The organism is Photobacterium ganghwense (assembly GCF_017329545.1).
GTDB lineage: Bacteria > Pseudomonadota > Gammaproteobacteria > Enterobacterales > Vibrionaceae > Photobacterium > Photobacterium ganghwense.
The window spans coordinates 475,380-487,328 of record NZ_CP071326.1; the positions used below are offsets into that span (position 1 = coordinate 475,380).

Annotated in this window: 8 protein-coding genes; 3 read left to right on the forward strand and 5 right to left on the reverse strand. The window is 49.5% G+C overall.

The window, feature by feature from the left end:
- Window positions 1-98 precede the first annotated feature (98 nt).
- Window positions 99-2,195, forward strand: a complete 2,097-nt coding sequence (locus FH974_RS18115) for a prolyl oligopeptidase family serine peptidase (RefSeq protein WP_207104051.1) — start codon at window positions 99-101, stop codon at window positions 2,193-2,195.
- Between the two features lie 221 nt (window positions 2,196-2,416).
- Here FH974_RS18115 and FH974_RS18120 read toward each other — a convergent pair whose 3' ends face one another.
- The 5 genes from FH974_RS18120 to FH974_RS18140 all read right to left on the reverse strand — a co-directional run bounded on the left by FH974_RS18120 (window position 2,417) and on the right by FH974_RS18140 (window position 9,146).
- Window positions 2,417-3,265, reverse strand: a complete 849-nt coding sequence (locus FH974_RS18120; RefSeq protein ID WP_047884637.1) for a hypothetical protein — start codon at window positions 3,263-3,265, stop codon at window positions 2,417-2,419.
- A gap of 136 nt (window positions 3,266-3,401) precedes the next feature.
- Window positions 3,402-4,967 (reverse strand): cryptochrome/photolyase family protein, encoded by a 1,566-nt coding sequence (locus FH974_RS18125; protein WP_047884636.1) that lies wholly within the window; start codon window positions 4,965-4,967, stop codon window positions 3,402-3,404.
- An 85-nt stretch (window positions 4,968-5,052) separates the two neighbouring features.
- Entirely contained in the window at window positions 5,053-6,363 is a 1,311-nt protein-coding gene (locus FH974_RS18130; protein WP_047884635.1) for a DASH family cryptochrome, read from the reverse strand.
- 100 nt (window positions 6,364-6,463) lie between these two features.
- Window positions 6,464-7,033: a sugar O-acetyltransferase gene (locus FH974_RS18135; RefSeq protein WP_047884634.1), complete on the reverse strand. Its 570-nt coding sequence runs from the start codon at window positions 7,031-7,033 to the stop codon at window positions 6,464-6,466.
- 184 nt (window positions 7,034-7,217) lie between these two features.
- Window positions 7,218-9,146 (reverse strand): endonuclease/exonuclease/phosphatase family protein, encoded by a 1,929-nt coding sequence (locus FH974_RS18140; RefSeq protein ID WP_047884633.1) that lies wholly within the window; start codon window positions 9,144-9,146, stop codon window positions 7,218-7,220.
- A 468-nt stretch (window positions 9,147-9,614) separates the two neighbouring features.
- Between FH974_RS18140 and dcuC the strand changes: the two genes are divergently transcribed.
- Both dcuC and pepE read left to right on the forward strand, forming a co-directional pair.
- A complete protein-coding gene (gene dcuC / locus FH974_RS18145; RefSeq protein ID WP_047884632.1) occupies window positions 9,615-10,982 on the forward strand; it encodes an anaerobic C4-dicarboxylate transporter DcuC in 1,368 nt (455 codons plus the stop codon).
- 191 nt (window positions 10,983-11,173) lie between these two features.
- The gene (pepE, locus tag FH974_RS18150) at window positions 11,174-11,905 is read left to right on the forward strand and encodes a dipeptidase PepE (RefSeq protein ID WP_047884631.1); all 732 of its coding nucleotides are present in this window, start codon (window positions 11,174-11,176) and stop codon (window positions 11,903-11,905) included.
- The last annotated feature ends 44 nt before the right edge of the window (window positions 11,906-11,949 follow it).

An 11,949-nucleotide genomic window follows, 5' to 3' on the forward strand; every position in this document is an offset into this window, starting at 1 on the left:
ATAAGATGAAGTAACAGATTATTCTGGTGGGTATATTATTTTCCAATAGGGAATAAATAAGGGGTGTTATTTCCCAATAAGGAATGGCATGGAATGTTATGACAGACATGAATAAAAAAGTATTAGCCGCCACTGCGGCTGCATTGGCAGTGACGGCTGGTGCAGCGCAGGCAGTAGAGTCAACAGATCCGTTTCTGTGGCTTGAAGATGTTGAAGGCAAGCAGGCTCTGGAGTGGGTAAAAGCCCAGAACGACAAGACTATCGACTACCTGAAAAAAGTGCCTTCTTATAATGAGTTTTATCAGGATAGCCTGACGATACTGAATTCTCAGGATCGCCTTGCGTATCCAACCCGCCGCGGAAATTACTATTACAACTTCTGGCAGGATGGTACTCACGTTAAAGGGGTATATCGTCGAACCAGCCCGGAATCCTACCGTAAAGCCGACCCTGAATGGGAAACCGTGATTGATGTCGATGCCCTGGCAAAAGCAGAGAATCAGGATTGGGTCTTCAAAGGACTGGATTGCTACGCACCCGATTATAAACGTTGTATGGTGGCGTTGTCGCGAGGTGGGGCTGATGCAACGGTTCAGCGCGAATTCGACCTTGATACTAAACAATTTGTCACTGGTGGATTTGAACTGCCGGAAGCGAAAAGTGGTGTCACCTGGCTGGATGAAAATCACCTGCTGGTTGGCACCGATTTTGGGGAAGGTAGCCTGACCGATTCCGGTTATCCTCGAGTACTGAAGCTATGGAAGCGCGATACGCCACTGTCAGAGGCGAAAACACTGTATGAGGGCGAACAATCGTCTGTTTCTGTGGGCGCATACATCCTGCGAGACAAGCAGCAACGCATTACGTTAGTGCGTGAAGGACTCACTTTTTACACCAATAAAACCTTCCTGTTGGAAAGCGGGACGTTAAAACCCTTATCGTTGCCTGAAGACAGCGATATTGGGGGGTATTTTAATGGTGATCTGTTTATTCAGCTAAAAACCGATTTGCAACAACAAGGCCAGGTGCTAAAGCAGGGGAGTATTATTTATGCGCCCGTTGCTGCGTTGGTTAAGGGTAATCCAGTATTTCAGGTGCTGGCGACGCCAACTGAACACGCCAGCATCGAGTGGCTTAACTTTACCGCCAATCATGTGGTTGTGAGCTGGCTCAAGGACGTTGTCAGTCAGGTGGAAGTGTTCTCGTTGACACCAGAGAAAACCTGGCAATCTAAAGTGATTGAGATTAAAGACAACGGCAGTTTGTCGGTATTCAACACGTCGGCTGAACACGATGACTTTTTTGTCGATTTTTCAGGTTTTCTGACACCGCCGTCTATTTATCAGGTGGATGCAGTGACCCATAAGGTGACGGCGCTGAAATCGACGCCAGCGAAGTTTGATAACCGCGATATGTTGGTGGAACAGCATTTTGCGACATCGACTGACGGGACGAAAGTGCCGTACTTTGTTGTGCGCAAAAAATCTCTGGCTCTCAATGGTAAAAACCCGACCCTGTTGTATGGCTACGGCGGATTTGAAGTTAGTCTGAACCCTTATTACAGCGCACTTACCGGGAAAAACTGGTTGGAAAAAGGCGGTGTGTATGTGCTGGCGAATATCCGTGGGGGCGGTGAGTATGGCCCTGGCTGGCATTTGGCCGCATTAAAACAAAATCGCCATAAAGCTTATGAAGATTTTGAAGCGGTTGCGGAAGATCTGATTGCCCGGAAAATCACCTCTTCAGCGCATTTGGGTATTCAGGGCGGCAGTAATGGCGGTCTTCTGGTTGGTGCTGCTGTGACTCGTCGCCCGGCGCTTTACAACGCGGTGGTATGTCAGGTTCCGTTGCTGGATATGAAACGTTTTAACAAACTGCTGGCTGGTGCAAGTTGGATGGCAGAATACGGGAACCCGGATATTGATAATGAGTGGGAATATATCCGAACATATTCGCCATATCACAATGTGGAGAAAGACGTGTCATACCCGAAAGTCTTCTTTACGACTTCAACCCGTGATGATCGGGTGCATCCGGCGCATGCCCGTAAGATGGTTGCACTGATGCAATCTCAGGGACATGACGTGATCTACTTTGAAAACATGGAAGGCGGTCATGCCGGAGCGTCCAATAATAACAGCCGTGCCGATATGTATGCACAAATCTACAGTTATCTGGCCGATCGTCTGATGTAATGTAGCGCATGTTTAAAAATCGGGTGCGGTTATCGCAAAAAGAGAAGACGCTGAACGGTGATACGTCCAGCATGAGAAGGCCTGTCAATACAGGCCTTTTTTTATTGCATTTGACCCGTCAAACAGAAGGCCGTTTTACATCGTTATTGCTGCACCTGAGTGCCAGTTTGATGCCTGACTTGGTTACGCCGCTATTGGTAACAACCGCAGTTCACTGAGGCTTAGGTGCAGACAAACCACGAATTGGCAGATGCTGTGATATAGGCCTTGTCATACCAGGGAACATTTTCCATTGCCGGTGCACTGCGAATGTCTCCCTTCAGTTTTTGCTGTACCAGCACTTTTATCATCCCGTCTTTTACACTGTAAACCTGACCCCGATAGGTGAAACCGCTCAGTTCAGATGGCTGCTGACTATAGAGGCAGACAGTTGTGCCGACATTGGACGAAATGTACTGACTCTCTTCTCCTGAGGCGTGAGAAGCATTCATTACTCTGGGGGTTTGTTGTAATGGTGTGGCGACTTCGGTACGGGGCACCAGTAAACGGACTGCACTGTATGGTTCATAACCCAGCACCTGGGCTGACTCGTACCATTCCTGTGTTGGTGCGGTGGTGTTTTCAATCAGTTTCAGCGTCACGAATGGGCCATCCAGACACAAATCTGCCCATAACTCAGTGCTGGAGATCCGCGCGTAAAAAATGGGTCTTTCATCGTGTGTATTGGGTCTGGCCACGCACCAGGTACCTGTGTCCTGATGAATGAGCTGTCCGTTGTTGACGTCGCACACCCGTTTGGCGAGCGTTTGATATTCAGCGATATCCTTGGCTGCACTGGCTTCACCAGATGAACAGTATCGGTAGGAAAAAGAGTAGGTGTTTTTGGGATAAAACAACCCTTTATCCACCACTGCACCGTTACGTCGAGTGTCTGTCAGGGCAATAAAGCTCTGGGTTGAATCGTAAATACTGTATTCCCCGGTCTTCCTGGCAGTATCTGACATTGTGCTGCAACCTGCCAGCGTAGTGACCAGGAAAATCAGGACGGGTTTCATGGGCATTGGTCGCATATTCAATCTGATATTCACACTTCGAATAACCATAAGTATATAAGCCGGCTTTGGTATAAACGGAAAGTTCGCTGCCAGTAGCAGAGTTGAAACAATCGCGCTTTGTCTCAGGAGACAGTGAGGTTATCGTGTCGGCTTACAGTGCATCCAGATTAGCCAGCAGATGTTCAGCATGGCGCAAAATGGCTTGCCGTTCATCTTCACTGCGATTGTCCCAACTGCGGTAAATCATGCCGACCCTTGGGTTTCGGGTAAGCCTGCTTTGGTGCCGTTCCAGAAAGTACCAGTATAAACTGTTGAGTGGACAGGCGTTTTTATCGGTTTTGGTTTTTACATCGTAGTGACAGTTTTTGCAGTGATCGCTCATTTTATTGATGTAATTGCCGCTGGCAGCGTACGGTTTTGTGGCCACAATACCGTTGTCAGCAAATTGCGTCATACCACGGGTATTTGGCATTTCGACCCATTCAATGGCATCCACATATATGCCCAGATACCAGTTGTCGACCTCATCCGGTTCAATGCCAGCCAGTAGGCAGAAGTTTCCGGTCACCATCAGGCGCTGTATATGATGGGCGTAAGCAAAATCCAGGGATTGTCGGATAGCGGCGCGCAGGCAAGCCATGCGTGTATTACCCGTCCAGAAGAAATCCGGTAGTTTTCGCTGGGCATTCAGGGCATTTTGGGTTTTGTAACCCGGCATATTGCCCCAGTAAATTCCCCGTACAAATTCTCGCCAGCCGAGGATCTGGCGCACAAAGCCCTCTGCCTGAGCGATATCAATGGCGTTATTTGCCTCGAAGGCCTCCAGCGCGGCCCGAATGACCTGCATCGGGTGTAACATTTTGGTATTCATGGCAAAAGAGAGCCGAGAGTGATACAGGCTCCACGCGTGGGGTGACTGTTCTGTCATCGCATCCTGAAAACGGCCGAAAAAGGGCAGCCCGGCCTCACAAAAGTGGGTCAGCAGTTGTTTGGCCTGACGGCGATTTACCGGCCAGAGCAGTGTATCGCCGCAGGTGCCGATTGTTCGCACCTGATGTCGTTGCAGGCGTGCGAGTATCTCCGTGACCGGGTTGTGAAAGACCATCGGGGTCGGTATCGCTTCGATGTCACGGGGTTTCAGGGATTGGCGGTTCTGTTGATCATAATTCCATTTGCCACCAATTGGTCTGTCGCCATCCATCAGAATATTGAAGCGTTTGCGCATCCGACGATAGAAGTGTTCCATCAGAACGGATTTTCCCTGAGGAAAGGCATCAGCAATGTCCGAAAATGGCAGCAGGAAATGCTCTGAGTCGTATTCCCGGCAGGTGATACCCAGTTGACTGAGTTCCCCGGCAAACGTATGTAGCTGATCATAGAGGCGATATTCATCAGGTCGCTGAAATTCAAACGTGGAAATGTTGTGCTGCCTGATGAGTCGCAATAACAGATCCGGCAAATCGTTATCCTCCTTTGTTTCATCCAACGTAAGATGACAAACCTGATGTCCGGCGCGTTGTAAGGCTCCGGCAAATGCTTGCATTGCTGCAAAGAATGCACAGACTTTCTGGATATGATGGGTAACATACCCGGTTTCCTGATGCAGCTCGGCAATCAGATAGAGAACCGTCTCGTCTTTGGTCTGGAACCAACTGTGGCGGGCATTGAGCTGATCGCCCAAAATCAGACGAAGTGTTTGGTAATGCGGTGTTGTCATGTCAATCCTTAAGCGGGCGAGCTTTCAGCCATTCAGCTATTCAGCCTTTGAACCTTTCAGTGAATGGCCCTATAGCGCGGTGAGGCTAAATGACCGGCCAGTCAGCAGCATCAACAGAGTCAATATTGCCATCGTGATTGTTGCCGCCCCACTTACGGATGAAGATCCCGTCGGGATCAAACAACTCGGTTTGTTTTTCAATATTGAAATGGCGGGGTCCCTTAGGATCGGCCCCGACGCCCGCCAGATACTGCCAGTTCCCCCAGTTTGAGGCGATGTCATAATCAAGCAGGTGCTCTTCAAAATAGCCGGCTCCGTAGCGCCAGTCGAGGCTCAGTTCATTCACCAGACAGCTGGCGACTATCTGGCGTCCCCGATTGGACATATAACCGGTTTGCCGGAGTTGATTCATGAGGGCATTCACCAGAGGAAACGGCGTGTTGCCTTCGCACCAGCGCCGAAATCTTTCGGGATAAAAAGCGGTTTTCGGGCCATGAGGCTTAATGCCTTTGAACTGGAACAACTTCACGCCATGACAATGGGCGTACCACTGGAAATATTCCCGCCATAATAGCTCAAACAAAATCCACTCGGTTGACATGTTTTTTTCGATGGTTTGTTCATAGTATTCAAGCTGGGCCACAATCTTTTTCGGCGATAAGCAACCCAGAGCCAGCCAGGGCGAGAATTTGGTCGACGAATCCCAGCCGTCCAGGCTGTCGCGGGTCTCTTTGTAAGAGCCTGGCGCCCGTGACAGAAAATATCCTTTCAGGTGAGACAGCCCTTCAGTTTCCCCGCCGCGAAACAGGGAGGCCATCCGTCGGTTGATTAAAGGTTTGAGCACATCAAACCGCGCGACCATGCCGGGTTGCGGAGGCAGGTAACTGATGGTATCAACCGGCGGGTTGATCTCGGTGTCGCTCACCAGTTTACGAAACTGGGAAAACGTTGAAGGAAGCTCCGTCACCGGAAAGGGCAGCTCAGTTTTATCAAACAGAGTATGCGTGGCCACTTCGGTGAAACGAATGTAGGGGTAGCGACCTTTGAGGGTTTGCCAGATTCTTCGCTCGTAAACACCGGTATGCTCACTGCGATACACATTACTGATGTTGTATCGGGTGATCAGGGTGGGAAGCACATTCAGTGGGTGCTCAAGTAAAACGTGCAGATGTTGTTTGTGCCGCTCAAGTTGTTGCGACAGATCTTCCAGCGATTGCAACAGGAACTGCGTGCGGTAGTAACCGGGGCGGTGAATGGTGTAAGGGTATTGATTGGCGCGATCAGGCGGCAGGCAATATACACAAATAAGACGATCAACGTCTTCGGCAGCCAGTTTTAGCGCTGCGTTGTCATGCAATCGAAGATCGTTCTGAAACAGAAACAGGCCGACGGTCATTACAAGCCCCAATCAATAATTGTCTTTGATTAACTATAGGTAATCTGTGGGGAAATCAAAAAGTTCAGTCGTCAGCCTGTGATGTCAGAGCCAATAATCGTTACGCGCTGGAGGGCTTTTCTCCCGGAAGGAGTGCTCGTATGACTTTGGCTGGCGAGCCACCGACCAGCGTGTCAGGCGGGACATCGTGTGTGACGGTTGAATTCGCTGCGACAACGGAACGCGCTCCTATGGTCACTCCCTGGCAGATAACCACCTGACCGCCGATCCAGACATCATCTTCCACCGTGATGGGCCGGCTGAAGGTTTCCCATTTTCGGCGGCTGCGGTAATCCAGTGAGTGACTTGGCGTGTAGAACTGTACGTTGGGGCCAATCAAAACGTTGTCACCGATTCGGATTTCAGCATTATCCAGCATAGTGACGCCCATGTTGAGGAAGGTGTGATGGCCGATGTGAATGGTTTTGCCAAACTCACACAAAAATGGTGGTGTGATAAAGCTGTCTTCGCCAATGCTGCCTAATAACTCGGACAGGTATTCCCTAGGCGCTTCTCCGGGGTACTGATTTATTAGCTGTTTGAGTCGGTAGGCATTGTCCCGAATACTGACAATATCCGGCGAGCTGGGATCAAAGTCTTGTCCGTTGCACATTTTTTCGAATTCTGTCACGGCGAGCCGTCCTCTGTGTTGGAATGACAGGCCATTGTAAGGTAAATCGTAAGACAAATCGCCTGAAGTGACAGCGAACAAAAAATCACACCGGATAAATACCGGTGTGATTTATTTGGGTTTACTTGAGTAGCAGGCTCAATGAAAACTGTCTCAGTGATTTAATTTACCCTGATTCCTGCCACTATTTAACCGTGACAATCTGGAAGGCTTGTATATCACTGATACTGTCCGTTGCTACCAGGCTGATCTGAAAGCGGTCACCGGATTGGGCGGTATGCCCTCGCTGGGCGAGCAGCGTACCGAGACTCGGTAGCTGGGTATTACCCTCCGTGACGCCTTGCGCAGGCACTGACTGCCAGAGTGACAGCGAATCAGCCGGTGATAAATCATCTCTTGCGTATACCCATCCCCAGGATGCTCCGGAGACTTGACCTTCAGGATAAATGGCGATCCATTGGGACGGGTGAGTCGTACCGTTTTGCCACTGTAGGGTGATCGGCATGCCCGAATCAAGGTGGTCGGCATCGGCAATGGCTAACTGAGTAGAAGGTGCAGCGTCAGGGATGTTGATAACGTGCTCGATTTCCTCAATAGAAATTGTTTTAACGGCAAACTGTTTCCACCAGCCGTGGATTCTGGCAACCGTGCGAAGTTGAAGACCATGATGAAGAGGGGCTTCCTGTTTTAATTTCGCCAGTACTTCAGGGGGAACGGTCACTGTCATTCGGGTGTTGTCAGGCTGGCTGGAAAGAGGTTGATTTTGCCAACCAAGAGTACGTGAGCTGGTGGAATCACCGGCAATCACCAGTTGATAGTCAAGTGCCTCGTCCCACAGTGGCCAGTTGCCCAGAGTGAAACTGATCACCAGATTGTCGCCATCGGCGGCCAGAGTGACATCACTGAATGCCGGGTTGAGATCTAAACTGGTGGAGGTCGGTGCTTCAGACGTCGTCTTCAGGCGGTAAGTGGTCTTGTACCACAGATGATCGGAGACAAAATCACGTTCTCCGTATGTCGGTTCGCCCAACTCATTCACCATCAGGCCAGAGTGTGGATCGCCCCAAGTGTAAGTGTTGTCTTCGCCATGTGGGCTGTCGAAGTAGGTTGTCGGGCGGGGCCCGATAACAGATGCGTTCAGGAGTTCAACACCATCGACCGGAGCATGATAGATGAAGTCAATACGATCCCTGTCATCCAGCCCGCGCCCGCATTCAGTTTGGTAAGAAGTTCCCCGAGTCCATGAATCGTCAGCATGAAACGGCCAGGTAATTCCCGGGTGAGTAACCGGGTTAGGGTATAAAACGCGGTATGAATCAACATACCCGGCATTTCGAATTAAACGGTGGGTCAGAAAATCATGAATGGTACCGCGGTGATCAAACATATTGGCGGTGTCGGCCGTCCAGTCTAACCCTGATGCTTCGTTGAAGTCACCACCGATAAATGTGGCCGTCTGCTGGGTCTGATATGGCGTCAGCTGGTTCAGCATAAACTGTGCCTGAGCCGGGCGCTGACTTTGTTGGTTAAGCGCTTCAAGTTCGGAGCTGTCACTGAGAGGTTGGCAGTTATTCCTGGCTTGCCAGGTGACACCATCACCGCCTCGCGCATCGTAGACGTGGTAATGGGTGTAGTCGAGATGGTTAACCCACAGGACCACATCACGGCCATTGATGTCAACAACGACACCGATGCCACCGGTGTTATTGTTCTCAGCCTCTGTGTTTTTTTCTGCATTCAGAACGGATTTAATCGGATAGCGCGACACAATCCCAGTGGTAGTATTGGCATCGTAACCTTGCCAGTAATACATGTTCAGTGCTTCTGCGATCCGGGCGGTAATGCCTGACGCCTCGGATAACAATAAAATATCTGCATTGGCGTGTTTGAACTCTTCAATTGCGCGATGAAAGTCGCTGCCGCCACTTAAATTCTGCGACAGGCTCAGCCAGAGGTTGGCCGAAATAATGGTGACATCAGTTGTGCGGGTTTCCGGTGTTTCCGGTATCTGTGGTTGCTCTGGTTGCTTGGGGATGTCGACTGTTGCATCGTCGTCGTTACAGCCAAACAACAAACCTGATGCAAGCAGGGTAATAGCAGTCCTTTTTAACATGATATTTCCTTAATTGTCGGGGAAAGTCGATGGTCGATATCATGCTTAAAAAATGTGTCTCTTTGATTCGTCTTGACCAAACATTAACTTATGGCGGTGTTTAGAAAATCTTTGTCCACCTTCATTACTTTCTCTATCTCTACCTCCTTCTTTTCCTTCCCTATCTTCTTTTTCGTGGTTAACCGATTAAACGTTATGGCAATGAGATTGGAGTGAGAAGGGAAAGATAGCCAGTACGCAAATCAACCACTGCACCCCAATAAATTCACATCTGCATAAACAATGCAGACACATTTCATTATCCGTGATTTAACGCTGGTTCTTAAAAACTGTCTTAGATCATTAAGGTGGTTATTAGTGCTGATGTTTTGCTTTTATGTTGAGTAAATTAACCATGCTACCCATTAAGAGGTGAATTTTTATTTTGTCGGGTTTCCCGCAAATGTGCGCGTATGTAGAGGAATTACTATGCTGGAGTTACTCATTGGTCTTGCCGTGACACTTGTCGTCGGCTACTTCATTATTAAAGGATATAAAGCAGCCGGAGTGCTGCTGACTGCAGGGTTATTACTGCTGCTTCTGACCGGCATTATCGGTCATCAGGTGTTACCCGACAGTATTAAGTCAACCGGCAATTTTGTCACTGACTCAATGGAATATATCAAATTTATGCTGCAAAACCGTGGCGGTGGTCTGGGTATGCAAATCATGCTTTTGTGCGGGTTTGCTTCGTACATGACTCATATCGGCGCTAACAATGTTGTGGTGAAGCAGTTTTCCAAACCCCTTTCTGTCGTTAAATCCCCGTATATTTTATTGGTTGCTGCTTACATTGTTGCCTGTCTGATGTCGTTGGCGGTGAGTTCAGCGACGGGCCTTGGGGTATTGCTGATGGCAACCCTGTTCCCGATGATGACGGCGATGGGTATTTCCCGCCCGGCCGCTGTTGCTGTCTGTGCGTCTCCGGCGGCGATTATTCTCTCCCCGACGTCAGGCGATGTCATTGTTGCCGCTGAAAAATCCGGGCTGCCGCTGCATGTATTTGCGGTCGAGACTGTTTTGCCGGTATCTATTTGTGCCATTTTAGTGATGGCTGCTGCCGCTTTTTTCTGGAACAAGTATTTGGATCAGAAAGAAAACATTGCCATGGAAAAAGTTGATCTTTCCGAAATCGACGTGAAAGCACCCGCTTATTACGCTTTTCTGCCTTTTCTACCGATTGTCGGGGTGTTCGTGTTTAACGGCGAAACCATCCCGGGGTTAACGTTGGATATTTATACCATTGTGGTGATGTCAATTGTGGCTGGTGCTGCGGTTGATTTCGCAACCAAAGGGTTCAAGGGCAAGGAAACGCTAGAAGATTTAGAGTCATGTTATCAGGGAATGGCAGATGCCTTTAAAGGGGTTGTCATGCTGCTGGTCGCTGCCGGGGTTTTTGCTCAGGGTCTGATGTCAATTGGCGCGATTGATAACCTGATCGGTTTGGCTGAATCTGCCGGGGCTGGTGGCTTTGCTCTGATGATGTTGCTGACAGGTCTGACGGTTGCTGCAGCGGTTGCCACCGGTTCTGGTAACGCGCCATTTTACGCTTTTGTTGAGCTGGCACCTATGCTGGCCGGTAAGATGGGTATCAGTCCGGCATTCCTGATCATCCCTATGCTGCAGGCGTCTAACCTTGGACGCACCATTTCTCCGGTATCTGGCGTTATTGTGGCGACATCCGGTATGGGGCAGGTGAGTCCGTTTGAAGTCGTGAAACGGACCTCCGTCCCTGTATTTTGCGGTCTGATAACTGTGATCTTAGGTACCGTCGTTCTGGTGCCTATGTACAGTTAACGGCGATTTTTTAAAACCGCATAAAACTGGCACCGCTTTGAGCCGATGGTGCCAGACCCATTTCTGACCAAACCACCATTTAAGCGATAAATCGCCGGCTCAATAAGAAAGTGTGACTTTACCGACAACCGAAGAGAGCCAGGTTGGTTGTCAGTACATGAGGTTTTCAATCGAATGCGAAGGAATGATTCATGGAAATAATGCTGTTTAGCAATGGTAAGGTAGCAGGCAACACGGAGCTACTGGAATACGGGTACGAATGGATTGAGTCGGCGATGGAGCGGACCAAAGCCAAAAAGCTGCTGTTCATACCGTATGCAATGATTCGGAGCAGTTATGATGAGCGAGCCAGTCAGTTGCGCGAAGCGTTTGCCCGTTTTGGATGTGACGTCACCAGCATTGACACTGTGAGTGATCCGGTACGAGCCATCGAAGAGGCAGACGGTTTTCTGGTGAGCGGTGGTAATACCTGGGTACTCAATAAAATGCTGCATGATCTTGGCTTGGTACGCCCCCTGCGAAAAGCAATTCTGATGCACAATAAACTGTATATCGGTTGGAGTGCAGGAACGAATATTGCCGCGCCGACAATTCGAACTACGAATGACATGCCGATTGTCACTGCGGCTATCCTGCCTTCGCTTAACCTGGTTCCTTTCCAGATAAATCCTCACTATATTGAGGCGACAATTGAAGGACACATGGGTGAAACCCGTGATGAGCGAATCGAGGAGTTTCTCGTCGTGAACCCGCACGAAGTGGTTGCAGGTATCCCTGAAGGCACGATGTTGCAGGTCAGCGGTCGTACACTGCGTTACTTCTCGGCGAACGGTAAACCGATGAAGCTGTTCCGTGCCGCGCAAGAACCTTGTTATTACCGGCAAGATGAATCGATCCAGTTTTTGATGGAGCACGGTTGCTGATGCGCTAACTAATCAGGCTTTTTTATTCTGTCAGCGTCACCGCA

Bases quoted from the DNA above. Each gene is read 5' to 3' on its own strand.
- FH974_RS18120 (WP_047884637.1), bottom strand. From the start codon at position 3,265: ATGCGACCAATGCCCATGAAACCCGTCCTGATTTTCCTGGTCACTACG.
- FH974_RS18130 (WP_047884635.1), bottom strand. From the start codon at position 6,363: ATGACCGTCGGCCTGTTTCTGTTTCAGAACGATCTTCGATTGCATGAC.
- pepE (WP_047884631.1), top strand. From the start codon at position 11,174: ATGGAAATAATGCTGTTTAGCAATGGTAAGGTAGCAGGCAACACGGAG.
- FH974_RS18140 (WP_047884633.1), bottom strand. From the start codon at position 9,146: ATGTTAAAAAGGACTGCTATTACCCTGCTTGCATCAGGTTTGTTGTTT.
- FH974_RS18125 (WP_047884636.1), bottom strand. From the start codon at position 4,967: ATGACAACACCGCATTACCAAACACTTCGTCTGATTTTGGGCGATCAG.
- dcuC (WP_047884632.1), top strand. From the start codon at position 9,615: ATGCTGGAGTTACTCATTGGTCTTGCCGTGACACTTGTCGTCGGCTAC.
- FH974_RS18115 (WP_207104051.1), top strand. From the start codon at position 99: ATGACAGACATGAATAAAAAAGTATTAGCCGCCACTGCGGCTGCATTG.